The sequence below is a fragment of the Actinopolyspora lacussalsi genome (assembly GCA_030803735.1).
Classification (GTDB): domain Bacteria; phylum Actinomycetota; class Actinomycetes; order Mycobacteriales; family Pseudonocardiaceae; genus Actinopolyspora; species Actinopolyspora lacussalsi.
This window is the reverse complement of record JAURUC010000001.1, coordinates 4,863,005-4,887,933: the sequence shown is the minus strand read 5'-3', so window position 1 is coordinate 4,887,933 and position 24,929 is coordinate 4,863,005. Positions and strand designations below refer to the sequence as shown.

Genomic DNA, 24,929 nt, shown 5'->3' with positions numbered 1-24,929 from the left:
TGCGAACCTGGTGTACGTGCCCACGGGACCCCGCCGCGACCGCGTTCCCCGAGCGAATCGTGCCGAACCGGACTCGCGGACCTCGACGACGGCGCGGAGCCGCACCCCTTCGGGGAGATCCGTTCGGAAGGCGCGGTGCCGGGTCGTGTCGCTGCTGCCGGTGGTGCTGCTCGCGGTGCTGAGCGGTTGCACCGCGATCCGAAGCGCATCCACCTCCGATCCTGGTGTCGTCCGTCACGCCGTGGCTCCCTCGTTCGTGTTCGGGACCGATTCCTCCGCCGTGGACGAACTGGCGGCGACGGTGGTCACCGACGCGCAGGACTACTGGGAGGGCGAGTTCCGCCGAGTGTTCGGACGGGACTGGCACGATCTGGACGGCGGCTTCTTCTCGGTGGACACCACCGACGAGAACGCCACACCACCGCCGTGTTCGGCCGACGTGGCGGAGCTGACCGGCAACGCCTACTACTGCGCCTCCGTGGACGCGATCGCGTGGGATCGCGCGGCGATGCTGCCGGTGCTGCGGGACCACTACGGCCAGTCGGCCGTGGTGCTGGTGCTGGCGCACGAGATCGGGCACGCGGTGGCACATCGGCTCGACGGCGAACCCGCGTCCGGCGAGCGGAGCCCGTTGCGGATCGAGACCACCGCGGACTGCTACGCGGGCAGCTACGTGCGGCGGGTCGTCGACGGTGACTCGCGACGGCTGCGAATGGACTCGGCCGAACTGGACGCCGCGCTGCGAGCACTGATCAATTTCGCGGATCCGGCGGCCCGACGCGTCGCCGACGCGCACGGCACCGCCTACGAGCGCACGGGCGCGTTCCAGGACGGTTACACGAACGGTCCGCGAACGTGCACCACCGGGCGCGAGTTCAGCGGTGAGTGGTCGACCGGAGGCGGCTCGCGGGGCAACCGCGACGTGACGACGCTGCTGCGCGACCGAGTTCCCCCGGCCCGACAGTTCTTCGACGAGCTGGTGGAACGGCGGGGCGGTCGGTGGGATCCGCCGAAACTGCTGGAACCGGAGGCGGCCGGATGCGCGGGGGCCGCCATCCTCACCGAATGCGGCGGGAACGTGCTCGCGGTCAATCGCGAACGACTACGACGTTCGATCTACGAGCTCGGTGACCAGGCCGCCGAAACGTCCCTGATCGGCGCGTTCGCCACCGCCGCCGCACGGGGGACGGCTTCAGGGACGCCGGAACGGCGGGGAATCCGTGCCGCGTGTCTCACGGGTGCCTACACGGGTCACCTGGTACGCGACACCGATCGTGCCTCCGGCTCGGACCTGAACGAGGCGATCCGCGCCGTGCTCGCCGGTGACGCGGCACGCCGGGAGGTGTTCGGTACGAGCACGGCCAGTGGCTTCGAGGAGTTGAGGGCGTTCCGGGCCGGGGTGAGCGGTACCGCGAAGTCCTGTTCGTAGAGTGCCACCCGCGCGGAACAACACGTCGAGTTGTGCGAACCTCCGGGATTCACTTGGTTCTCGGACGGGTGCGCCTGGGGAAGTGTCGGGGATGGTTCATTCGCTACGCTGCGCCTGGCGCTCTGCCGAGCCGAGGTGGAGGGACAGGACCCGAGCGATTTCGAGGATGGGGCACGTCAGTGGGACGAAGCTCGACGACGCGGCGCCTGCTGGCAGGCTCGGCGACCGCCGTCGCACTGTGCTTGTTGGTGACGGGGTGTTCCCGTCCGATCGACGGAATTCCGACCGCCAACGACGAACCGGAGGTCGACACGGTGGCCGGACTGCCCGCCAGTGACGGCCCGAGTGGCCGCAAGCCTGGTGCGGCGGACGTGAAGTTGCCGGTGGTCGGGAGTACCGGGGGTGAGATAGACGCTCTCGCGGTCGACGCTGTCGCCGACGTGCGGGAGTACTGGAAAACGGCCTATCCGGACACTTTCGACGGCACCGCGTTCCGCCCGATCGCACGGCTGGTCTCGTACGATTCCCGGAACACCGACAGGCACGTCTGCGGACAGCGGCTGGCCGGGTTGACGAACGCCTTCTACTGCCCGCGAAGCGACACGATCGCCTGGGACCGCGGGGTACTGCTGCCGAAGCTGCGCGGCACGTTCGGACAGATCGCCCCGGTAACCGTGCTGGCGCACGAGATCGGGCACGCGGTACAACACCGGGCGGGTCTCGTGGACGAGGACACACCGACGCTGGTCAGCGAACAACAGGCGGACTGCTTCGCGGGGGCGTTCTTCCGGCACGCGGCGGAGGGCTCGGCACCACACATCCGCGTGTCGACCGGTAACGGGCTCAACACCGTCATGGGAGTACTCAGCTACATCCGGGACGCACCGGGGCGGACCGGCTTCGCGGATCCCCGGGCTCACGGCACCGCCTTCGACCGTGTTTCGGCGTTTCAGTACGGCTTCAGCGACGGCCCGAGCCGGTGTGCCGAGATAACCGAGAAGTCGGTCACGGAACGAACCACCCAGTTCCACTTCTGGAAGGACAAGCAGGAGTCGGATCTTCCGGTGGAAGCGGACAACATCCGAGCCGTGGAGCGGAGTCTGCGGAAGGTCTTCAGCGAGACCGGGTTCGCTCCCCCCAGGGTGATCATCGGTCCCCGCTCCTGCGGCGGTGCCGACGGCACCGAGCCCGTTTCGTACTGCGTGGAGACCAACACCGTCTCGGTCCGGCTGGACGGGCTGCGGGAGATCGCCCAACCACCCACGAACGGCGAACGCACCTCGGGCTACGGGGACTTCGCCGCCTACGCCCAGCTGGCCTCCCGCTACACCTTGGCCGTGCAGGAGTCGGCGGGGTTGTCGCTGCGTGGTGACGGGGCGGGGCTGCGTACCGCGTGTCTGGTGGGCGCGTGGAGCGGCCTGCTCGTGGAGGATCCGATCGGGCAACGCAATCCGGTCGGCAAGCTGCGGATCGCCCCTGGCGACGTCGACGAGGGCGTGGCGGCGCTGCTGGGTGAGGACAGTCTGATCGCAGCGGACATGACCGGTAGTCAGGTCCCCGCCGGCTTTCCCCGGGTCGAGGCGTTCCGCATCGGATTCCAACAGGGGATGAGTCCCTGCGCTTCCGAGTACGGCACCTGACCGGCGAGTTCCGTCTCATACTCCTGGAACGAGTCCGGTGGCGCCTGCCGCCGAGCTCGTTCCGGGGGCGGAAGAACCGGGAACCTCGGTCGAGTCACCCCGCGGCTCTCGCGGGGTGTCGACTCTCGCGTGGCTCAGAAAAGCGCGTTGGCCAACGAGCGCCGCGCGTCGGCGACTCGCTGATCGCCTTCCGGGAACAGGCCGAACATCTCCAGCAGCTCCTCGCGGACACGATCGCGGTCCGCGCCCGAAGTGCGCCGGACCGTACCGATCAGCCGGTGGAAGGCATCCTCCACGCGCTGTTGCGCCAGTTCGGCATCGGCGGCGGCGAGCTGTGCCTCGACGTCCTCGGGTGCGCTCTCGGCACGCTCGATCGCACCGGGATCGGCGCTCTCGGCACGGGCGGTGAACCGGACCTGTGCGAGTGCGGCCTTGGCCTGCTCGTTGTCCGGCTCCGCGTCGAGGATCGACTGGTACGCCTGTTCGGCGGCCGCGTACTCACCGCGTTCCAGCGCCTGCTCGGCCGCGGTGAACCGGGAGTCCTCCTGCTCCTCCTCGGCGGTGCCCGCCGCCCCCTGCTCGGCGGCACTGATACCGGGAAGCTGATCGCGCTGCGAGTCCAGGATGGAACTGATCCACTGCCGGATCTGTTCCTCCGGCTGCACGCCCTGGAACGCCTCGACCGGCTGCCCACCCGCGATGGCGATCACCGTGGGGATCGACTGGACACCGAAGAGCTGCGCGATCCGCTGGTTGTTGTCCACATCGATGGTGGCCAGTACCCAGGAACCGCCGCCCTCGCCGGCGAGCTTTTCCAGGATCGGGGAAAGCTGCTTGCACGGCTGGCACCAGGTCGCCCACAGGTCGACCACGACCGGCACCTGCATCGACCGGTCGACCACCTCGGCCTGGAAATTGGCCTCGGTGACCTCGACGACCGAAGCGCCTCCCCCACCGGAGTCACCACCGGCGCCCGAGCCCGCGGACGCGGACTTGGCCTGGGCGTCGGCCCGGTTCTTCAACCCCGACAGGTCGACCGCCCCTGCCATGGAGGCGGCGGCCGCCGAGCTCTGCGCTGCATCGGAATTCTGGCGTGGATCAGGCCGTGTCACACCCCCATCGTGCCACGTCTCCAGTGGCAGGCGGTGCACACCCCGACACCCCGGTCCGGCAAGACGAAGAGCCCGAAAACGATCACAGAGCGCGTTCGAGCAGGCATTTTATCTCTCGAGCGAGTTAGCTTTGCTCACTCGATCAGGGGAATCTGGCGAAAATCTCTAATCTTCGAGCGGGACAGCGTCGAAACCCACTCACGAGTCCGCGAGAGGCGCCGCACCATGCGGTGCCCCGCAACTCCGTAGGGACTCGATCGGGATTTTTCCCTACCCACAAGTTCGACGAGAGGTATCAGACAGTGCGTATTGCAACCCGTGTTGCCGGTGCAGCAGGCGTCGCCACCCTGGGCATGATGACCATGGGCACGGTCGCGTTCGCCGACACCAAGGACAACGACGGCATCAACGTGTTGGACGACAACAACATCAGCGCGGTGCCGGTCCAGGCCTGCGGCAACAATGTCGGTGCCGCCGTCGGCGTCATCGTCAACCTGCTGTCGAGCCAGAACTCCCAGTGCGTCAACGCCCCGGTGGTCGACCACCCGCTGTCCAAGTGAGCTGACGGAGTTCCGCTGGGCGACACGAGGAGCGTTCCGATCCGGAAACGTTCCGAGGTCGCCCCGTGAGTTGGTTGTCCGCCGCGGCGGGTGAATTCGCCTCGCATTCGGTGAACCGCGGACGCGGTTGGCGTCCTCACGGACCCGGGACGCCACGGACGACGGGGCGCATCCCGTCGCGGCGGAGACTTCCACGGCACGCGCGTCCCCGCGGCGCGCGTGCCGACGGCCGGTTCTGATCGTCCGATAGTCGGCTACCCGGCTTTTTGGCTGCCCGGATTTGGCTGTCCGGCTTTTGGTCGCCCGCCCCGCTCGGCCGAACCATCGGGATCGACTCTCAGCTGCCGTCTTCGAGCCGCTGCTCGACGCGCTCGACCTTCTCCCGGAGTTGGTCGGTGTGGCCCGGCCGGATGTCGGCCTTGATCACCAGACTGGTGCGGGGTGCCCTGGCCGACACGGCCTCGGTGGCACGCCGAACCACGTCCATCACCTCCTCCCACTCGCCTTCAACGGTGGTGAACATGGCGTTCGTCTCGTGCGGTAACCCGGAGTCGCGCACGATCCGCACCGCCTCCGCGACAGCGGCACTCACGCTGTCGGAGTCCCCCGCCCCGGAGGGGGCCACGCTGAATGCGACCAACATGTGTGTTTCTCCTGACTACGAAGTCTCGTTTCCATCGGGCTTCGCGGAGCGGTACCGCGACGAACCTACCGGCACCGCGTGGCGCACGTGTCGGACACGCGCCGACCACGGCCACAGCGAACACCCCACATCGCCCGTTCGTGCAACAGCACGCTGCTAGCGTCGAATGCCATGAGCCCCCGCCAACCGCTGCCATTCGATCCCATAGCTCGCGCGGCCGAGACCTGGTCGCAACGTATCGGTCCTTCGTCGACGATGGCCGCGGTGACCAGCATCATGCGGGTCCAGCAAATCCTGCAGTCGGCGGTCGACTCGGCACTGCGGCCGCACAACCTGACTTTCGCCCGCTACGAGGCGCTCGTACTGCTGTCATTCTCCCGGCAGGGAAGCCTTCCGATGCGTGTCATGGGGGACCGGCTGCAACTGCACCCGACCAGTGTCACCAACATCGTCGATCGACTGGAAGCCGACGAACTGGTGCGACGCGTCCCCCATCCGACCGATCGACGTACGACGCTGGTGGAGATCACCGAACACGGCCGCACGGTAACGGACAAGGCCACGGAATCGGTCACCGACATCGACTTCGGGCTCTCGGGCATCACCGAACGACAGACACAGCAGCTCACCGAGCTGCTCGGCAAGGTCAGACAGGCTTCCGGGGACTTCTGACCGGATTCCTCCGGCTCGGTCGTCCGAAGCTCGTCGAACGGAACCACCCGGCGATCCCCGCTCCCCGATGCGGAGTCATCGAGTGGGCACGGTCCCGGCAACCCCGGAGCCGTGTCACAGCTCCCGGCTGTTCGCCCCCACGAGGGGCCGGAACGCCGCGGGCCGAAGCCGCCGTGCGGCGACCCACCGTTCCGCGATCGGAAACGGCCACGCACGTCACACCCCGGTCAGTTCAACGCACGCAACGCGCCGACCAGCCTCGACAACGACGTGGGACCCAATGGTTCCGGTGTGGTGAGCAGTCCACGTCGCAGCGCCCAGCGCTCGAAAACCACCGATCCGAACGGCGGGACCGAAGCGATCAGGGCGAGCACCAGCACCCGGAAACTCCATCGCAGCGGCCCGTACATCACCAGGCTGACGACTACGTAAGCGGTGAACACCAGACCGTGAATCCATCCCGTGACGGTCACGGCCTCGGGAAAACCGAACCCGTACTTGAGCACCATCGCGAGCAGCAACCCGGCCCACGAGACGGCCTCGGCGACCGCGATCAGTCGGAACCATCCGACACCAGTCCTGAGCACGATCTCACCATATCGTGGGAGCCGCCCGCTCCGATGTCCGGTATGCACCGGTGTGGGTACGACACGGGCGCACCGGACTGGTCGTTGTCGGTGGAATTTCGTTCAATGAAGGCATGACTCGTTGGGTGCTGCACTTGGACATGGACGCTTTCTACGCGTCCGTGGAACAGCTCACTCGCCCAACACTGCGCGAACGGGCCGTGCTCGTCGGTGGAACGGGGCCGCGCGGCACCGTGGCGGGAGCCAGCTATCCGGCGAGGAAGTACGGAGCTCGCTCCGCCATGCCCATGTCGGAGGCCAGACGCCGGTGCCGCACCGCGGTGGTGCTGCCGCCGCGTTTCCGGCTCTACCGAGAGGTGAGCGAGCGTGTCTTCACGATAGTCAGGCAGCTTTCCGAGCGGTTCGAGCAGGTTTCGATCGACGAGGCGTTCCTGGAGCCGATCGAGTTGACCGGGTCCGCTCCGGAAGTCGTGGCGGAGTTCGCGGAAGCCCTCCGTGCCCGGGTGGCCACCGAGGTCGGAGTGCCCGCCTCCGTCGGGGCGGGATCGGGCAAGCAACTGGCCAAGATCGCCTCGGGAATGGCGAAACCGGACGGCTCGATGGTTGTTCCCCCCGACGAGGAGCGGGAACTGTTGGCCGAGCTGCCGGTACGCCGCCTGTGGGGCATCGGCCCCATCGGTGAATCCAAACTGCGCCGTATCGGGGTGCAGACGATCGGTGAACTGGCGGCGTTGAAACTCGGCGACGTGACCTCGTTGCTGGGGCAGGCGCACGGCACCGAACTGCACGAACTGGCGCACGGCATCGACGAGCGGGCCGTGACCGAACGAGCCGAGGCCAAACAGGTCAGTGCCGAGACGACCTTCGACACCGACCACACGGATCCGGCCGTGCTGGCGGAGGAGATAGTCGGCATGGCCGAATCCGCCCATCGACGGCTGGTGGCCTCCGAGCGCGCGGCACGCACCATCACCCTGAAGGTGCGCGACGCCGACTTCAGCACAATCAGCCGCTCCGAAACGCTGTCCTCGGCCACCACCGAACGCGAGGAACTGGTGGCGGCCGCGCGACGGTTGGCCGGAATCGCGGTCAGTCCCGGCGTGCCCGTGCGACTGGTCGGGGTCTCGTACTCAGGGCTGACCGTCGCCGAACAGGCCACCCTGTTCCGGGTTCCCGAGACCGACGAGAGCGAACGCCCACCCGCCTCTCCTGAACCACCCCGCTCATCCACACCCCCCGTCACCGCCGAGGGACGGCAGTGGCGCCAGGGCGACGATGTGAGCCACCCCAGCTGGGGACACGGCTGGGTGCAGGGCTGCGGCCACGGACGCGTGAGCGTGCGGTTCGAGACGTCCACCACCGGCCCCGGGAGGATGCGTACCTTCGACAGCGGGGATCACGAACTGGTGGCAGCGGACCCGCTCGACAGTCTCGGCGGAAGCGGTGAACCGGCCTGACCGCTCGGCCGGCGACCGGCGCGCCGGGGGGCGGGGCCGGTTCCCCGTGCGCCGAACCCCGTGCGCCGCTGCGCTCACCGCGGCGCTTCGATGATCGTTCCGGCTTCGTCGATTTCGCGAGAAATCGACGCCACCCCGACCGCACCACCTCACCGGCGCGGCGATTTCGCGAGAAATCGACGCTGACTCGGTGCCGCCGGTGCCGAACCCCGAGAACTCTCGCCGTCGACACCGCCGAGGGGTCTCTCGTGGTGCTCTCGCGAGGAAGGCCCGACGTTGTGCAGGTCGCTACCCGATGTCGGGTCTCCCGGAGCGAGCGCCCGCGAGAGGTTCCGCCACCAGCACCGCCACGCAACCCGCGTGGAGCAAGGTCACGATCAGGTTTCGGGTGTCGGGGGCCGCCTGCGGTAGTTCCCCACCCAGACGCGCGGCGCGGCGGCCTGAACGGCCTGTTCCAACCGCTTGGGAAGCCTGCTCAGCACCGGCAGGTGGAATCGGTAACGCACCGAGGGAAGCCCCTGCATGGGCGGGGGCTCCTCGACCCGCCAGCGCTCCAGCTCGGGATGCCTGCCGGGAAACGCGGAATCCGCGGGGAACAGTTCCAGACAACGCCGACGCCCGGGGTGCACCAGCCTGCGGTTCTCGATCGGGCGCAGCGAACCGATCCCGGCAGCCGCCACCTCGTCCCAGGGCACCGCGAACACCTCACCACTGGTGCGGGGGCAGATGCCGCGCTGGTCCACCAGGAACCCGCGACCGCTCAACGACCCCTTGGCCGAGGTGATGAACCAGACGAAACAGACCCCGAACACGAGCTGCCAGATCCACAGCCACACCCCTCCGGGGGAATCGGCCAGCGCCGCCGCGCACAACACGGTCAGGAAACCGCTGATACCACCGCCGACCGCGAGATTGCGGAAGGCCGCGGCGCTGACGTCGATGTCACGGGCGTGCTCGCCGAGCAACACGGCCCGACCGCCCCCACGTTCCGGGCCCGCGCTGGTCGGGTCACCACCCGCTCGTCGCTGCACCCGGGTGGACGGATAGGCGTCCTGCCTGGTGCTTCCGGAAGCGGACGGCGGAGTGGGCTCCCCCGGCGGGACGTTGCGACGTTCCACGACCGTTTCCTGCTGTGGAACCGTACGGCGTGGGGCCGTCTTTCCCTCCGGATCCACACGATCGGCGCGTTGCCATCCCCCGGGTAGCCACTTCATGGCGCCAGAATATCCTCACCAGCGGTGTTCAGGTGGCACGGACCGCCGCTGGAACGCACCGACGGTCGCGTGAACCCGATCACGTCCGATCAGCTACGCGGCGCGTGCAGCAGCAGGGCGTCACCCTGTCCGCCACCGCCGCACAGCGCGGCGACACCGTCGCCGCCCCCTCGCCGATCGAGCTCGAGGGCCAGGTGCAACGCGAGTCGCGCTCCCGACATGCCGATGGGGTGCCCGAGCGCGATCGCTCCCCCGTTGACGTTGACCTTTTCCTCGTCGATCCCCAGCACCTCGGTGGAAACGATCCCCACGGCGGCGAACGCCTCGTTGATCTCGACCAGGTCGAGGTCGGTCGGTGCCAATCCCGCACGGTGGCAGGCCCGGTTGATCGCGTTGGAGGGCTGCTCGTGCAGACTGGCGTCCGGGCCCGAGACCACGCCGTGCCTGCCGATCTCGACGAGCCAGTCGAGCCCCAGCTCCTCGGCTTTGGACTTGCGCATCACGACCACGGCCGCGGCACCGTCCGAGATCTGCGAAGCCGTCCCCGCCGTGATCGTGCCGTCCGGATCGAAGGCGGGGCGCAGTTTGCCGAGGCCCTCCGCCGTGGTGTCACCGCGGATTCCCTCGTCGCTGTCGACGATCACCGGGTCGCCCTTGCGGCGCGGCACTGTCACCGGCGCGATCTCCTCCGCGAACACACCGCGTTCGGCGGCTGCCGCGGCCCGCTGGTGCGACCGTGCGGCGAACTCGTCCTGCCGGGCACGGGTCAACCCGTAACGACCGTTGTGCTTCTCGGTGGAGGCCCCCATCGCGACCTGGTCGAACGAGCAGAACAGCCCGTCGTGGGCCATGTGGTCGAGCATCCGCACGTCGCCGTACTTGAAACCCTCCCGCGAATCGCCCAGCAGGTGCGGCGCCCGCGTCATGGATTCCTGCCCACCCGCCACGACGACGTCGAACTCACCGGCACGGATCTGCTGATCGGCCAACGCGACCGCGTCCAGCCCGGAGAGGCAGACCTTGTTGACGGTCAACGCGGGAACGTCCATGCCGATGCCCGCCGCCACGGCCGCCTGCCTGGCCGGGATCTGTCCGGCACCTGCCGTGAGCACCTGCCCCATGATCGTGTACTCGACCTGTTCCGGAGCGACCCCGGAACGGCGCAGCGCCTCGGCTATGGCGATCCCACCGAGCTGGGCGCCGGAGAAGTCCTTCAGCGAGCCCAACAGCCTGCCCATGGGGGTACGGGCCCCGGCTACGATCACGGAACTTTCCACGGCTGCCTCCGATGCGGTGTAGGGAAGTCTTGGGTAACGAACGGTCCGCCGGGTCGGCACCGGTCGGGCGGTCGACCACGGTCGTCCCCCGTCCGGGCACCATGATGAACCGTGCCGACCGGCGGAACCATACCTGCACGGAACCGCACGACCCGCTGTGAGACGAAGCACACCGCTGTGACGTTTCCACCGTGCCGCACCGGCGGGTTAGGGTGCCGCCATGCGGGAGGAACTCGGTGAGCTGGTGACCGCGGTCGATCACGTGGGGGTCGCTGTGGCGGATCTCGACAGGGCGATCGACTTCTACCGGAACACCTTCGGCCTGGTGGCCACTCATCGCGAGACCAACCAGGAGCAGGGGGTGCACGAGGCGATGCTGGCCGCCCCCGACTCCGCCGAAACGGACACGAGGGTGCAGCTGCTGGCCCCGGCCGACGAGAGTTCCACGATCGCGAAGTTCCTGGACAAGAACGGTCCAGGGCTACAGCAGCTCGCCTTCCGCGTAACCGACGTCGAGGCCGCGTGCGCGACGTTGCGGAACAGGGACGTACGGCTGCTGTTCGAGACACCACGGCGGGGCACCGCGGACAGTCTGGTGAACTTCGTCCACCCCAAGGACGCGGGTGGTGTGCTGGTGGAGCTGGTCCAACCGGCTTGACGGTCCCAGCGGTTCCGACGCGCCGGTGGGCGCGGTCGGGTACGAAGACCGCGCGGACACCGGTGAGCGGTCGTTCAGTGCTGTCCCGCCATTCCCGAGCGATGGGCCGAGTTGGCCTCCGGCAGCGCCGCGACCCCTACGATCACGGCCAGCACTCCCACCACCCAGGAGGTCCAGGCCGCGCCGCCGAAAGCGGCGAACCCGAGCGCCCAGGGCGAGATCACCAGCAGAATCCCGAGCAGCACGTGCGCGTACTCGCTCGTTATGGATCCCGGCATCGCGAGTGACCACACTCCGGAGACTCCGAGCAGCACGCCGAGCACGATCATCGACGTCAGCGCCGCCGGACCGGTGAGAGTCCACAGCGTAGCCAGAATCAGATAGACACCGAGTATCACGGCTCCCCAGTCCTGCCACCGGGTCCACGGCCGTGTCTTCGAACCAGCCGAACCACGGGCCATAATCGATCACCTCTCCACCCGTCGTGACCGCCGGAAACACATTTTCCTCCCTGGCTGGTCGAGCGGTCAAATTGTGAGACAGCTCGCATCGAGGGGCGAATTCCCGGCCCGTTCCGGACTCGGAGCGCGCACCGGACAACATCGACAACGGTTCGGAGGTAGCGTAGTGCCATGGGTCTTGCCGACGATCGTGATCTGCTACCGCTGGGATCGGGCTTCGACATCGTTCGTAAGGGTGGCTACGACAGAGCCCAGGTCGACGAGCACCTGGAACGTATCGACGCGGACCTACGCCTGCTCACCTCGGATCGTGACGCGGCGGTCTCGCAGTCGGGGGAACTGTCCAAACAACTGGAATCGGCGCGCTCCGAGATCGAGAGCCTACGTGGACAGGTCGAGCGGCTGGGGAAACCGCCGACCACGATGGAAGGGCTCAGCGAGCGCCTGCAACGAATGCTGCGACTCGCCCAGGAGGAAGCGGGCGAGATCCGTTCCAAAGCGGAGAGTGACGCCGCCGAGCGGCGGGAGCGCGCCGAACGGGAGGCCACGGATCTCCGCAACCGCTACGAGCAGTTGATTTCCGAACTCGACTCACGACGCGCCGAAATGGAGTCCGAGCACCGCTCGGTTCTGGAGACCGCGAGGGCCGAGGCCGAGCGCATCACGACCGAGGCCGAGGAGAACCGCAAGCGGGCCGACGAGGAGTCCGAGGCACGTCGCACCCAGGTCGAGGAGGACTTCGAGATCGCCATGGCGGCTCGCCGCAGCGAGTCGATGCGAACCCTCGCCGACCAGGAGGCCAACAGCAAGGCCGAGGCCGAGCGTCGTGTCAGTGAGGCCGCCGAGGAGGCCGACCGCAGGCTGCGGGAGGCCAGCGGGGAGGCTCACCGCCGGGTCCAGGAGGCCACCGAGGAGGCCGAGCGGCTCACCCGGGAGAGCACCGAGGCCGCGGAGCAACGCGAACGGGAGAGCAAGCAGGCCGCCGAACAACGCGAACGCGAGAGCGTCGAAGCCGCCGAGAAGCGGGACCGCGAGAGTAGGGAAGCGGCCGAGCGACGCGAACGCGAAAGCGTCGAAGCCGCCGAGAAGCGCGAGCACGACAGCAAGGCCGAAGCCGAACGCCTGGTCACCGAAGCGCAGGAGCAGGCAAGGCTGACAACGCAACGTGCCACCGAGGAGGCCACCCGCCTCCTGGAGGAGGCGACCCTCGAGAGCGACCGGCTGCGCGGCAGGGCACGTGCGGACGCCGAGGAACGGATAACGGCCACCACGCGGGAGTGCGAACGGCGGTTGAGCACGGTTGACGAGCAGGTCGGCACCCTGACCGAGCTGCGCGACAGCGTGGCCGGGAAGCTGCGGGACGCGGCCGAACTGCTCGGGCAGACCACTCCGCTGCTGGACAGGCTCACCAACGACGACGAGGCGGAACAGCAGCTGCGGGAATCCGCAGCCACCGCACGTGAGACGGCCCGGGTGGAAACGATCGCCGCGCTGGACGAGCCGGAACGGGACAGCGGGGAGACTTCCTCGTCCGAGGCTGCCAGCACGGAAACGGCCGAAACCGGGACCAGCTCGGAGGCCGTGGACGAGGAGAACGGCAACACCGCGACGACACGGTTCGCACTGACCGACATCGAGAGTTCGGGCGTCGCACTCGTCGATCCGTCCGACAACGGTCACGCCGGACCGGAAACCGCCGATTCCACCACCGACGGGAAAGCGGACTCCAACGGGGCGGCGCCGACCGGGAAAGCCTCGCTGGAGGCGGCTACCGAAAAGATCGATCGTTCGAAGCTCCCGCAACGGGGAACGGACGCGAACGGGGGCATGGACGCCCACGATCCACCGACCAGGCGGATCCCACTTCCCGACCTCGGGAACGGCTCGACACCCACCGGGGACGACGACTCGGGGACCGAGCCGGAGCACGGCTCCGATCAGCCCGTCCAGCAGCACTGACCGGGCACCCCGGTTACGTCACCGGGGCGTTTCGGTGTGCCCCGGGCGTTCCGGTGGGTGGATCGTCGTTCATTCGCCCAACCACTCCCGCACGGCGTGGGCGAACGCCTCGGGGGTCTCCAGCGGGGAGAGGTGTCCGGCTTCGGGCAGGGTGACGACCTCGGAGCGGGGCAGCAGCGCCGCCGTGTCACGCGCGGACCGGGGTGGGCAGAGGGTGTCCTCGTTGCCTGCCAGCACCAGGGCCGGCCCCTGGTAGGCGCGCAGCGTCTCGGAGCTGTCCGGGCGGTTCGCCATGGCACGCTGTGCCCAGGCGACCCCGGCGGGAGGTTGTTGCTCGACCAGTTCGCGTGCCTGCTCGACCACGTTGCCGCGCCGCTGCCGGGTGGTGGCGCCGAGGATCCCCGGCAGGGTGTTCTCGGCCAGCCAGCCGGTGATCCCCTCCCGCTCGGCCCGATCGGCGATCCGCAGCCGGTTGTCGCGCTGTTCGGCGGAGTCCGCCTCCGCCTTGGTGTCGGCGAGGATCAGCCCCTCGAGTCGCTCCGGCGCCTCGCGGGCCATCGCCATCGCCACGTAGCCGCCCATGGAACAACCCGCCACGTACGCCCGCCGCAACCGCAGCTGGTCGAGCAACGCGAGCACGTCCTCGGCGACCGTTTCCATGCCGGGTTCCTCCGGAACGGTCCGCTGCGGGTCGTCGGAGGTAAGTTCGGTCGTGGCGGCTTCCCACGAGGAGCGCTGCCCCATACCGCGTTGATCCGGGGCGATGACTCTGACGTGATCCTCGAGTTCCGTACGCACCCCCTGCCACATCCGTGCGTCCACCGGGAACGCGTGCAGCAGCACGACGGGCGTCCCGACTCCAGACTCGACGTAGTGCACGATCTCCATAATGCCGTAACGGATCACCGCACGCGCGGTGTGGTGATCTTCCGAACCGGTGGTTGTCGGGCCCAGCGGGTGAATCCCGCCGCGGGCTCTCAGGATTCCACGATCGTCACCTGGTGGGTGTCGACCTCACCGTCCCAGTAGCGGGGCAACGGGGTGGGAACATCCGGGGCGACCGCACTGACGACGGCGTCGAGCGCCTGGTCGGCCTTGCCGACCCACAGGTGCTTGGTGTCGGGGAATCCGGTGACCTCGGCCTGGGTCAACGGGGCGAACCTCCGGCGCGCCTCCTCGGGGCGCAGGTAGTCGTCGAACTCCGGGATCAGGGCGTGCACCGGTTTGCCGGACTCGGCCCAGGCACGCAGGTTCCGCTCTTCACTCCAGCGCAGCGGCGGCGAGAGGAGTACCGCACCCGTGACCGACGGGTCCAGACCGTGCACCAGCGTCAGATCGGTGCCAAAGGACCAGCCGAGCAACCAGACATCGGGCAGATCGTGGAACTCGGCGTACTCCAGTGCCGCGGCAACGTCGTAGCGTTCCGAGTCACCGTTGTCGAAGGCACCGTCGCTGCGACCCGCCTCGCTCGCGGTACCACGCGTGTTGAAGCGCAACACGGCGAGATCGGCCAACGCGGGCAACCGCCAGGCCGCCTTGCGCAGCAGATGCGAGTCCATCATCCCACCGTGGGTGGGAAGCGGGTGCAGACACACCAGGGTGGCTCGGGGAGAACGGTGCTGCGGCAGGGCGAGTTCGCCCACCAGTCGCAGCCCGTCCGCGGTGTGCAGCGTGATCGGCTCACGGCGCCCCGGGAGCACGGTGTTGGCGCGGATTTCGGTGCTCATCGTCGCGATCCTGCCACGAAGGGGTGAGTTTTCGTAGTCGGGTAAGCACCGGAGTTCCCCCGCTCACCCCGGGAGCGGGCGGCGGTTGGTCCGCTCCGGAGCTCGGCGGACACGGCAGGCGCTCCGACTGGTAGCGGACCCCCGGTGGAGCATCGCCCCCAACGGGTCTTACCGGAGGCCGAATCCGCGTCCACTGCGTTTGCGGCCGTTCCAGCATCCGGTGTGCCAGTGGCGACGATCCCCCACGGTGCCGTACTCGTCGGCGGGCCAAGCGACGACGTGTCCCACACCGGGACGTATCTCGTGGTCACAGCCGGGACAGCGGTAGTCCTTCTGCGCCTGGGCAGCCGGCACGGTTCGCACGATCCAGTCACCGTCCGGCCCCGTCTCGGTACGCGCGAAACCGAAACCGGACCCGAGCGGGCGCGCCGTGGAATCCGGTCGACGAGAACTCTTGGGGCGGTTGCGGCGAGGCACGTCCCAACGTTAACCGGCGGGTTCAGCCCCCGAAAGCACCTCCCCGGCCGGCTTGCCCACGGCATGGCCGACCCGAACGCCGTTCGCGATCTGGAGCCCCTCGGGGCCGAGCCGTCTCGCCTTTCCCGCTCGTGTCGGGGCTGCGTAAATTTCCCGCGAAATCGCCGGGCCCTCGGTACGGTGCCGAGTCCGCACCACGACCGCAGTAGAAACTCCCACCACCCTCGCAGCAGGACCGACCGCGGGTTCTCCCGTGCGGGAGGTTCCGCCAAGTGAGGGCCCGGGACAACCACGGTGATGACTTCGTGCCAAGTCACCGTTTCGGGAGCTCGGGCCAGACGTGCTCGGCCAGCCCACGGGCGTACTCGCACGCCCGCACCCCGTCGGCCTCCGGCAGAAAGACCACCAGCATCGCGACCTCGACCTCACCGGAAGTGGGATCACCGAACGGGATGTGTCCGGTTTCCGCCGCGCACAGCCCCACCTTCGGGTCGTCGCCGATGATGTCGACCACGGTACGTCTGCCCGCGGTGCGCTCCACGACAGCCGTGGCGTCCCGCCTGCGTGGTGGTTCTCCAGCGGTGAGCGTCAGTTCGACGCTGGGCACCCGGATGCTCCCACCGCCCCAACGACACCGGTGCCCGGCGGGACTCGCCTGCCGCTCGGCTCGTCGGAGCCCCTCGACCCGGTGCACGAGCTCCGTCGGCAGCAGCCCGCACGAATCCGTCCTGGCCAGCGAGTTCGACGGAAACTCCCGGTGCTCGACCCCACCGGCCAGCACGGACTCGGCGGCGGCCTCCGCTCCCGAACCGGCCACGGTGCACAGCCCCACAGCAGGATCGCCGGACAGCAGATCGACGTCGACACTCATGGCGATTCCGTCCGAGAACAGGATCCGCCTGCCGCAGTGCTCGGGAACCGGCTGCTCGTCGACAACCCGAAGGCCACCGACGTGCCGGACGGGGTTGTCGGAGGTCAATTCGGCGGCGTTCACGTCCTGCAGCCGTCCCACGGCCAGTTGCAGCAGTCCGCCGGACTCCGGACGCAGGTGGAACAGGCAGTAGTCCAACGAGACGGTGTCCGCACGAGTCACTTTTCCGAACCGTTCGAGCCGTCGGGCCCGCAGCAGCCCGCACGGATCGAGCGTGGCCAGGTCTCCCAGCGCCGCGCTGGAGACTCCCCGCTCTATCCGAGGCGTGGAATCCCCGGACGGAAACACCGCACAACCGGCGAGCAGCCCGAACAACAGTCCGAACACCACGAGCGATCGGATGCCTCGGTAAAGCGGGCGCGTGACCCCGCTTCCTCCGCCGGGGAACGTGCGGAACGGTTCGCGCACCGAAACTGTTCGAGATGCCGTCGGGCTCACCCTTCGAAATCGCGGTCGGCCAGTTCGGTCACACGTCGCAGTGCCGACTCGGCGTCCGGGCCGGTGGCCCGGAGCCCGATGCGGTCGCCCTTGCGCGCCCCGAGCCCCATAACGCCGAGCACGCTGCGGGCATCCGCGGAGTTCCCACCCGCTGTGACGGTGACCTCCGCGTCGAGCCCGGTCAACACGCGCGCCAACAGCGCGGCGGGTCTGGCGTGCAGTCCCACTTCGTTGCGCAGGACCAGTTCCTGTTCCACGCTCGGAGATGTCGTGGTGGGCGACTCGGCTCTGGAATCCGCACCTTCGGCCGCGGTGGTTGCCTGTTCGGGGGAATCGACGGTACCCCCCACGGCACGCTCCGCGGCGTCGACAACGGTTTTCAGCCCGTCGCCTCCCTGCGCCGAGGCGGCGGCGGCGACGGCGCCCTCGACGAGCGGGGCCTCCGCCACCGCGGCGGCGTCCGGATCGGCCAACGACTCGACCGCGAGCTCCGCCGTCATGCGGGCACTGCCCAGGTCGTACAGCAACACCACCCCCGCACCGGTGTCGGCATCGGCCAGCGCGGCGGACGTCGCCTCGAAGTCGGTTCCGAGTCCTCCGCCCGACATACCGCCTGCGGGTTCGACCCTGACGTCGGGAGCGAGTTGCCCCAACAGTTCGACGACACCCCGCGCGAGGGAGTCGCTGTGCGAAACGATCACAAGTCCGACCGGCATCACTCGGCTCCTTCGACGTCGGCGAACGCGGCCAGTAACAAGGCCACGGAACGGGCCCCCGGGTCGAGATGCCCGGCGCTGCGGTCCCCGAGGTAGGAAGCGCGCCCCTTCCTGGCTACCAGCGGCACGGTGGAGCGTGCCCCCACCTCGGCCGCCTCGGCCGCCGCCGACAGCGTCCCGGCCGGTTCACCACCCCGGCCCGCGCTCTCCTCCGCGGCACGCACGGCGGGGAGCAGGGCGTCGATCATCGTCTTGTCCTCGGGCTCCGCCTTGCCGCGGGCCACGACGCCGTCCACACCCGCACGCAACGAAGCCGCGAGCGCCGTACCGTCCAGCGATTCGGCATCCCCCGCGGTGGATGCCGCGCGCAGGAAAGCGGTACCGAACAACGGCCCGGAGGCCCCACCCACGGAGGAGATCAGGGTGGTGGCCACCAGTTTGAGGACGGCACCGGGTGTGGCCGGCTCGGCGAGTTCCAGTTGTGCCACCACCGCGCGGAAACCCCGGTCCATGTTCTCCCCGTGGTCGCCGTCACCGATCGCTCTGTCCAGTTCGACCAGCTCGTCGCGGTGGGCGGACATCACCTCGGCACCCCTACGTACCGCGGCGGTGACTTCTCGTGCCGTGCAAGACATGCGGTCCTCTATCCTGTCTTCGGGAGTCCTCACGCGACAACCGGAGAACTCACGCGGGAATACGGCGGTGACGAGTCACCGGGCGAGAACGGCGCCGGACAACGCCGCGTCCCGCCGAACGGATCATTCGGTCCGGGGCTCACCAGGTCAACGCGGGGGTGTTCACCGGTGCGTCCCACAGCTGCCGCAGCTCGTCATCCAGCTTGAGCAGTGTAAAGCTCATCCCCTGCATTTCCAGACTGGTGATGTAGGGCCCGACCAGTCTCCGGGTGACGCGAACACCGCGTTCCGCGAGGAACCGCTCGGCGACACCGTGCGCGAGATACAGTTCCGTCGGAGGTGTGCCCCCCATCGAGTTGGTGAACAACAGCACCTCGTCGCCCTCCCGGAACGGCAGATCCTCCAGGATCGGCTCGAGCAACCGTCGCACGATCCGGTCGGCAGACTCCAGCTCGACCCGTTCCCTGCCGGGTTCGGCGTGGATGCCCACACCGATCTCCATCTCGTAGTCGGCCAGCTCGAAGCTCGGTTCACCGACGTGGGGGACAGTGGGAGCGGTCAACGCCATCCCCATGGAACGCACCCCGGCACTGACGCGTTCGGCGATCTCGTGGCAGCTCGCCAGGTCGTGACCTCGTGCGGCGGCGGCACCCACGATCTTCTCCAGCAGGACGGTCCCGCCCACCCCGCGCCGCCCCGCGGTGTTGGTGGAGTCCTGTACCGCCACGTCGTCCTGGACCACGACGGTGCGTACCCCGATGTTCTCCGCCTCGGTCAGCTCGGCGGCGGTCTCGAAGTTGAGCACGTCGCCGGTGTAGTTCTTGACCACCAACAGCGTCCCCGCACCACCGTCCACTTCCCGGACAGCCGCTTGCACGGCGTCCGGGGTGGGTGAAGTGAACACCGCCCCCGGGACGGCGGCGTCCAGCATGCCGGAACCGACGAACCCGACGTGCAACGGTTCGTGCCCGGAACCTCCGCCGGAGACCACGGCCACCTTGTCGGAGACCGGGGCGTCGACACGGGTCACGAAGTCCGGCTGCAGGTGAACCCGCAGTCGATCGGGATGGGCGGCGGCCATGCCGCGCAGCGCGTCGGTCACGACATCGGCGGGAGCGTTGATGATCTTCTTCACTGGCGACCTCCTGACAGACCGTGGCGCTTTAGGCCCGGCTCCACCGCTGGATACCCGGAACCGATACCTACCGGGTCGGGAGGACGGGCACACGCCGGACGAATCCACCTGGAGCCCGGAGCCGGCCGACCGGTTCGTGAACGGTTCCGCGCACCCAGGATCCTTCGGGACACCACAGTCCGGCAACAGTCGAGTACCGGCCAGTCGAAAAGTCGTTCCACCGGGCGGCCCAGTCGAAGTGGTGCCGCCCGCCCACCGTTGGCCGGCCCCGTGCCGGGGCCCGGTGACACGCCCTCGACCGGGTGAGGGACCGCGCGGGCACCGTGTCAACGCGGAACGCTCACCGGCGTCCGCGAATCAGCTTCATCAGCCGCACCAGATACCGGACGGTCCGCGCGGAACGGCCGAAGGTCATCGGATCGATCGGCATGCGGAACCGGGTCCGGGTGACGGACTGTGCCCTGGCGAACTCACGCAGTCCGTCGGCACCGTGAATCCGACCGAAGCCGGAGTCCCCCACCCCGCCGAACGGCAGGGCCGGCACGGCGGCGAACGAGATCACCGAGTTCACCGCGACCATCCCGGTGCGCATGCGGCGAGCCAGCTCCGTCCCCCTGGAACGGGAGAACACCGTCCCGCCGAGACCGTAGTCACCGTCGTTGGCGCGCTCGACGCCCTCCTCGGCGGTGCTCACCCGGTTGATCACGATCGTGGGGCCGAAGGTCTCCTCCGTGACCGCGGCCGAGTCCTCCGGCACGTCGGTGAGTACCACCGGATCGACGTAGGGCGGGCGAACCGAACTCTGACCGCCCAGCTCGGCCTTCCCACCGGAACGGACGGCATCGGCGATGTGCTCGCGGATCACATCCACCTGCGAACCCATCGTGATGGGGCCGAGGTCGGCGGTGGGCTGTCCGCCCGGGCGCAGCTTCTCCGCGCGGTCGAGCACCAGCTGGACGAACCGGTCGGCCACGGAGTCGACCACGTAGACGCGCTCCACACCGATACAGGTCTGTCCGGCATTGGAGACGGCTCCCCACACCGCGGCCTCGGCGGCAGCGCGCAGATCGGCGTCCGAATCCACGATCAGGGCGTCCTTACCACCGCACTCCACCAGCACCGGGGTCAGCGACTCCGAGCAGGTGGCCATCACCCGCTTGCCGGTTTCGGTCGAACCGGTGAAGGCGATTTTGTCCGTCTCGGCACGACACAGCGCGGCACCGGTATCGCCGAATCCGGTCACCACCTGCAGTACGGGCTGTTCGGGAACCACCTCGGCGAAGGTCCGCCGCAGCCATTCCCCCACGCCCGGGGTCAGCTCGCTGGGCTTGAACACCACCGAGTTACCCGCGGCGAGCGCGTAGGCGATGGATCCCATCGGAGTGAAGGCGGGATAGTTCCACGGCCCGATGACTCCCACGACGCCGAACGCGCGGTACTCCACGGTGGCGGCCTGGTTGGCCATGAGAACCCCGGCGGAAACCCCTCGCCTGCGGAGCACCTTGGACGCGTTGGCGGCCGCCCAGTGCAGGTGGTCCACGACGAGCACCAGTTCGAGCCTGGCGTCGTCCATCGGCTTCCCGGTCTCCGCGGAGATCAGTTCCGCGGCCTCGTCCAACCGCGAGACCAGCAGCTCGCGCCAGGCATCCAGCCGGAGTTTCCGCTGTTGGAAGCCCAGTTCCTCCCACCAGTGCTGGGCGTCGCGAGCGGTGCGGACGGCATCGGCGACGTGCTCCCGATCATGAACCGGGTGGGTGCCCACCACTTCACCGGTACGCGGATCGATGGATTCGAAGGTGGAACCGGGCGAGGTGTCGGCCGTCTTCTCGACGGGTACTTCGACACCGCCACGGGCGGTCTGGGTCATGCTCGGCCTCCCCACCGATCGGTGTTCGCCGGTCGCGACGTCGCTGATGTGACGCAGCCTACGCAATTCGGCCGGACGGCGACGCACGCGACCTCCGCGCGGGCACGTGCCCGCGCGGAGGTTCAACGAATCATCGGCTCAATGGTTGCGCCGAACCCACGATCAGGGAAACGGGGAGTCGACGAGGTCCCGCTAGGAGGACTCGCTCTCCGAGTCGGTGGGAACGACGATCGGACGCAACCAACCCCAGAGGATGAAGGAACCGGCGAAGACCAGCATGCCGATACCGCTCCAGAGGTTGATGTTGACCCCCGCCGCCTGATCGATCTCCCGGGAGCTGGTGCCGAACAGCCCCATCAGAGTGCAGATCAGACCGTAGAGCACGAACAGCGCGGCGATCACCTGGCGAACGTCGAACACTCCGGCACGCTGCCCGCTGCGGGAGCCGTTCTCGTTGGATGCGCTCATACTTGCCTCCCGATATGGCGAACGCGGTTACCCGAAGACGATGTTGAGGATGATGACTATCACCAACACGATCCCGGCCAGCAGCGCGGGCCTGCGGTACCAGCCCGCGTCCTCTCCGGTCGTTGAGGCGGTGCGGTCCTCCTTCGGCGTCAGTCCGTAAACCAGTCCGACGAGCTCGGCGGCGGGCTTGGGCCTGGTGGCCAGGCTGACCACGACGCTGACGAGGATGTCGACCACGAAGGCCGCGCCGGCTCCGACGAAGCTCGCTCCCTGTCCCGGAAGGTCCAGCACACCGGTCTCGGCCATCAGGAAGACGCTCAACGAGGCGGCGGTACCGAGCACGAGACCGGACCAACCGGCGGCCGGGGTCATGCGCTTCCAGAACATACCGAGGATGAACGTGGCGAACAACGGGGCGTTGAACAGCGAGAACAGCTGCTGCAGGTAGTCCATCAGGTTCGAGTAGCCCGAAGCGATGAACGCGGTACCGATCGCGATGACCGTGGACCCCACCGTGACCCAGCGACCCATGCTCAGGTAGTAGCTGTCCGGGCGGTTCCGGATAACGTAGGCCTGCCAGATGTCGTAGGTGAACACGGTGTTGAACGAACTCAGGTTCGCGGCCATGCCCGCCATGAACGATGCCAGCAATCCGGCGAGCGCGATCCCCAGGATGCCGTTGGGCAGCAGATCACGCATCAGCAGCAGGAGAGCGTCGTTGTACTCGACGTTGCCCTCACCCGTCTGCTTGAACACCATCATTTCCTGGACGGAAGCACCGGCGATCATACCGGGGATGATCACCAGGAACGGGATGAGCATCTTCGGGAAGGCACCGATGATCGGGGTGCGCTGCGCGGCGGACATGCTCTTGGAAGCCATCGCACGCTGGACCTCGACGAAGTTGGTGGTCCAGTAGCCGAAGGCCAGCACGAACCCGAGCCCGAAGACGATTCCCAGTACCGACAGGAAGTTGCTGCCGAACCCGGTGAGTTCGTTACCCGGCCAGGCCGAGAGCTCGTTGGCGCCGTACTGGGTACCGACCTTGTCGACCAGTCCGGACCAACCGCCGACCTTGATCATGCCGACGATGGTCAGTGGGAGAAGCGCGGCGACGATGACGAAGAACTGCAGCACCTCGTTGTAGATCGCCGCGGAGAGACCACCGAGTCCGGTGTAGCTGAGCACGATCAACGCGGCGATGATCACGGAGAACCACAGCGGCCAGCCGAGCAGGACGTTGACGATGCTGGCGAGCAGGAACAGGTTCACACCCGCGATGAGCAGCTGCGCCACCGCGAAGCTGATGGCGTTGACCAGATGCGCGGCTTTGCCGAAACGGCGCAGCATGAATTCCGGAACGCTGCGCACCTTCGAGCCGTAGTAGAACGGCATCATCACGACACCGAGGAACAGCATCGCCGGGATGGCACCGACCCAGAAGTAGTGCATCGTCGGCATGCCGTACTGGGCGCCGTTGGCGGACATTCCGATGATCTCGACAGCACCGAGGTTGGCCGCTATGAAGGCCAGCCCCGTCACCCACGCGGGCAGTGACCGCCCGGAGAGGAAGAAGTCAAGACTGCTCGACACCGAACGACGCGCCAGGAGCCCGATCCCGAGCACGAACGCGAAGTAGAGCGCGAGCAGCAGGTAGTCGACCGGCCCGGCGTCCAGTCGAAGCTGCTCCTGGGCTAGCACATGCACGCTACCCCACCTCCAAATTAAACAAGTTCAAACGGTAATCACCATTCACCAAAGCAGGTGAACAATACCCCACAGTGCGCCGAGTCACAGAGGGGCCGATATCAATTCGTTGACTACGGACGCTAAATCGATCAGGCACGCTCGGCCAAGCAGCCGAACGGAAGATCATCCTAGCCGATCAGGAGCAGTCCGTACTACGACATCCGTCCCAGCGCGGACATGCCGCTCGACTCCGTAGCCGCACGGCAGCGCCGAACCGGGACGAAAACGGGAACCAACACGAGCACGATCGAGGGTCGAACATCGCACAGCACGACAATAAAGATCAACAAATTATCACGAAGAGTAACCACAAAAATGAATCATGCTCGAACGTTCGGGACGGCCTCGCCACCGCGACACCCAACCGAACACACACAGTCGAGAATCCGCACCACACAACCGCTACACGGGCCACTACCAGGGAGAGATATTAACCCGAAAAGTGCAGTGAATTCCGAACATCTACCACGGAAAGGAGGTCACACATAGCATCATATCGACCACAGGAGGTGAACTGATGAGCATCGCCGCCGTACTGGCGCTACTGGCTGTGACACTGGTGGTGGGCCCCTGGTTGCTACTGCGCTGGCTCTCCGACACCCCACGGCGCGGCACGCCGCATGGTTGAACCGGCTCGGTCGCGGAGCGAGAAGTCCGACCCCGAGTCACCGAGCTAGGAGGCATTCCCGTGAAGGAACGGACCCCGCGGTCGGCCGCGTGGTGGACACGGCGCCGATGGCTTCCCGGCGAACGCCGGTTGCCGACCGGAGCCGCGACGGAGCCGACCGCCGTGCTCACTCCGGTGACTCGAACACCGAAACGTGGCAAGGAGACCGAGCAGTGACGGCTCCCGCGATTCCCGAAGCACTTAGCCCCGTCGAGGCGGATCCGCTGCCGCGGGCACCACGCCCGTGCCGGACACATCGTTACGTAACCGCGTTCCGGGGCGAACTGCCACGACAGCACTCCCTGGGAGCCACCGCGTCGCCGGCGTACCGACCGCCGGAGTTCCCCGCACACGGCTGGAGCACACCACGGGTGAGCTCGCCGGACATGGAGCTGATGGAGCGGATTCTGAACGGCCTCCGCCAGCTCTGAGAGTGTTCCCCCGAACGTA

The 24,929-nt window shown here is 68.0% G+C and carries 23 protein-coding genes; 7 read left to right on the top strand and 16 right to left on the bottom strand.

Annotated features, from left to right (window positions below; all coding sequences use genetic code 11):
- Positions 1 to 10: 10 nt before the first annotated feature.
- The gene (locus J2S53_RS21835) at positions 11 to 1,429 is read left to right on the top strand and encodes a neutral zinc metallopeptidase (RefSeq protein WP_456242558.1); all 1,419 of its coding nucleotides are present in this window, start codon (positions 11 to 13) and stop codon (positions 1,427 to 1,429) included.
- A 179-nt stretch (positions 1,430 to 1,608) separates the two neighbouring features.
- Complete coding sequence (locus J2S53_RS21830) at positions 1,609 to 3,069, top strand: neutral zinc metallopeptidase (protein ID WP_456242557.1); 1,461 nt, start codon at positions 1,609 to 1,611, stop codon at positions 3,067 to 3,069.
- A gap of 134 nt (positions 3,070 to 3,203) precedes the next feature.
- Here the strand turns inward: J2S53_RS21830 and J2S53_RS21825 are convergent, their stop codons facing one another.
- Entirely contained in the window at positions 3,204 to 4,118 is a 915-nt protein-coding gene (locus tag J2S53_RS21825) for a tetratricopeptide repeat protein (protein WP_456242857.1), read from the bottom strand.
- Positions 4,119 to 4,483: 365 nt separating this feature from the next.
- Here J2S53_RS21825 and J2S53_RS21820 point away from each other — a divergent pair, with 365 nt between their 5' ends.
- Positions 4,484 to 4,741: a hypothetical protein gene (locus J2S53_RS21820; RefSeq protein ID WP_456242556.1), complete on the top strand. Its 258-nt coding sequence runs from the start codon at positions 4,484 to 4,486 to the stop codon at positions 4,739 to 4,741.
- 337 nt (positions 4,742 to 5,078) lie between these two features.
- Here J2S53_RS21820 and J2S53_RS21815 read toward each other — a convergent pair whose 3' ends face one another.
- A complete protein-coding gene (locus J2S53_RS21815; RefSeq protein WP_130466602.1) occupies positions 5,079 to 5,384 on the bottom strand; it encodes an MTH1187 family thiamine-binding protein in 306 nt (101 codons plus the stop codon).
- A 171-nt stretch (positions 5,385 to 5,555) separates the two neighbouring features.
- Between J2S53_RS21815 and J2S53_RS21810 the strand changes: the two genes are divergently transcribed.
- Positions 5,556 to 6,056: a MarR family winged helix-turn-helix transcriptional regulator gene (locus J2S53_RS21810; RefSeq protein ID WP_092924405.1), complete on the top strand. Its 501-nt coding sequence runs from the start codon at positions 5,556 to 5,558 to the stop codon at positions 6,054 to 6,056.
- 227 nt (positions 6,057 to 6,283) lie between these two features.
- Here the strand turns inward: J2S53_RS21810 and J2S53_RS21805 are convergent, their stop codons facing one another.
- Positions 6,284 to 6,643 carry a DUF3817 domain-containing protein gene (locus tag J2S53_RS21805; RefSeq protein ID WP_175530004.1) on the bottom strand — a complete coding sequence of 120 codons (360 nt, stop codon included), beginning with the start codon at positions 6,641 to 6,643 and terminating at the stop codon, positions 6,284 to 6,286.
- A gap of 113 nt (positions 6,644 to 6,756) precedes the next feature.
- Here J2S53_RS21805 and J2S53_RS21800 point away from each other — a divergent pair, with 113 nt between their 5' ends.
- Complete coding sequence (locus J2S53_RS21800; protein WP_456242555.1) at positions 6,757 to 8,100, top strand: DNA polymerase IV; 1,344 nt, start codon at positions 6,757 to 6,759, stop codon at positions 8,098 to 8,100.
- Between the two features lie 377 nt (positions 8,101 to 8,477).
- On the opposite strand, the gene J2S53_RS21795 is transcribed toward J2S53_RS21800, so the two are convergent.
- Together J2S53_RS21795 and J2S53_RS21790 are read right to left on the bottom strand one after the other, a co-directional pair.
- Positions 8,478 to 9,314, bottom strand: coding sequence for a hypothetical protein (locus J2S53_RS21795; RefSeq protein ID WP_456242554.1), 837 nt, complete (start codon positions 9,312 to 9,314; stop codon positions 8,478 to 8,480).
- An 89-nt stretch (positions 9,315 to 9,403) separates the two neighbouring features.
- A complete protein-coding gene (locus J2S53_RS21790) occupies positions 9,404 to 10,591 on the bottom strand; it encodes an acetyl-CoA C-acetyltransferase (protein WP_456242553.1) in 1,188 nt (395 codons plus the stop codon).
- A gap of 220 nt (positions 10,592 to 10,811) precedes the next feature.
- Between J2S53_RS21790 and mce the strand changes: the two genes are divergently transcribed.
- A complete protein-coding gene (gene mce / locus J2S53_RS21785; RefSeq protein ID WP_456242552.1) occupies positions 10,812 to 11,249 on the top strand; it encodes a methylmalonyl-CoA epimerase in 438 nt (145 codons plus the stop codon).
- Positions 11,250 to 11,323: 74 nt separating this feature from the next.
- On the opposite strand, the gene J2S53_RS21780 is transcribed toward mce, so the two are convergent.
- A complete protein-coding gene (locus tag J2S53_RS21780) occupies positions 11,324 to 11,710 on the bottom strand; it encodes an SPW repeat protein (RefSeq protein ID WP_092923846.1) in 387 nt (128 codons plus the stop codon).
- A gap of 171 nt (positions 11,711 to 11,881) precedes the next feature.
- Here J2S53_RS21780 and J2S53_RS21775 point away from each other — a divergent pair, with 171 nt between their 5' ends.
- Positions 11,882 to 13,669: a M protein gene (locus J2S53_RS21775; protein ID WP_456242551.1), complete on the top strand. Its 1,788-nt coding sequence runs from the start codon at positions 11,882 to 11,884 to the stop codon at positions 13,667 to 13,669.
- Positions 13,670 to 13,738: 69 nt separating this feature from the next.
- Here J2S53_RS21775 and J2S53_RS21770 read toward each other — a convergent pair whose 3' ends face one another.
- From J2S53_RS21770 to J2S53_RS21725, 10 genes are all read right to left on the bottom strand, one after another.
- Complete coding sequence (locus tag J2S53_RS21770) at positions 13,739 to 14,557, bottom strand: alpha/beta fold hydrolase (protein WP_456242856.1); 819 nt, start codon at positions 14,555 to 14,557, stop codon at positions 13,739 to 13,741.
- A gap of 89 nt (positions 14,558 to 14,646) precedes the next feature.
- Positions 14,647 to 15,396 (bottom strand): alpha/beta hydrolase, encoded by a 750-nt coding sequence (locus tag J2S53_RS21765; RefSeq protein WP_456242550.1) that lies wholly within the window; start codon positions 15,394 to 15,396, stop codon positions 14,647 to 14,649.
- A gap of 168 nt (positions 15,397 to 15,564) precedes the next feature.
- Positions 15,565 to 15,873, bottom strand: coding sequence for a hypothetical protein (locus J2S53_RS21760; protein ID WP_092975853.1), 309 nt, complete (start codon positions 15,871 to 15,873; stop codon positions 15,565 to 15,567).
- Between the two features lie 313 nt (positions 15,874 to 16,186).
- Positions 16,187 to 17,131: a DUF3558 domain-containing protein gene (locus J2S53_RS21755; RefSeq protein WP_456242549.1), complete on the bottom strand. Its 945-nt coding sequence runs from the start codon at positions 17,129 to 17,131 to the stop codon at positions 16,187 to 16,189.
- A 107-nt stretch (positions 17,132 to 17,238) separates the two neighbouring features.
- Complete coding sequence (gene dhaM, locus J2S53_RS21750) at positions 17,239 to 17,958, bottom strand: dihydroxyacetone kinase phosphoryl donor subunit DhaM (protein WP_456242548.1); 720 nt, start codon at positions 17,956 to 17,958, stop codon at positions 17,239 to 17,241.
- Positions 17,958 to 18,593: a dihydroxyacetone kinase subunit DhaL gene (gene dhaL, locus J2S53_RS21745; RefSeq protein ID WP_456242547.1), complete on the bottom strand. Its 636-nt coding sequence runs from the start codon at positions 18,591 to 18,593 to the stop codon at positions 17,958 to 17,960. Before dhaL ends, dhaM begins: the two co-directional genes overlap by 1 nt.
- A gap of 139 nt (positions 18,594 to 18,732) precedes the next feature.
- A complete protein-coding gene (dhaK, locus tag J2S53_RS21740) occupies positions 18,733 to 19,728 on the bottom strand; it encodes a dihydroxyacetone kinase subunit DhaK (protein WP_456242546.1) in 996 nt (331 codons plus the stop codon).
- A 340-nt stretch (positions 19,729 to 20,068) separates the two neighbouring features.
- The gene (locus J2S53_RS21735) at positions 20,069 to 21,595 is read right to left on the bottom strand and encodes an aldehyde dehydrogenase family protein (RefSeq protein ID WP_456242545.1); all 1,527 of its coding nucleotides are present in this window, start codon (positions 21,593 to 21,595) and stop codon (positions 20,069 to 20,071) included.
- Positions 21,596 to 21,787: 192 nt separating this feature from the next.
- Entirely contained in the window at positions 21,788 to 22,063 is a 276-nt protein-coding gene (locus tag J2S53_RS21730) for a hypothetical protein (RefSeq protein ID WP_456242544.1), read from the bottom strand.
- 27 nt (positions 22,064 to 22,090) lie between these two features.
- A complete protein-coding gene (locus J2S53_RS21725) occupies positions 22,091 to 23,770 on the bottom strand; it encodes a sodium:solute symporter family protein (RefSeq protein WP_456242543.1) in 1,680 nt (559 codons plus the stop codon).
- Between the last annotated feature and the right edge of the window lie 1,159 nt (positions 23,771 to 24,929).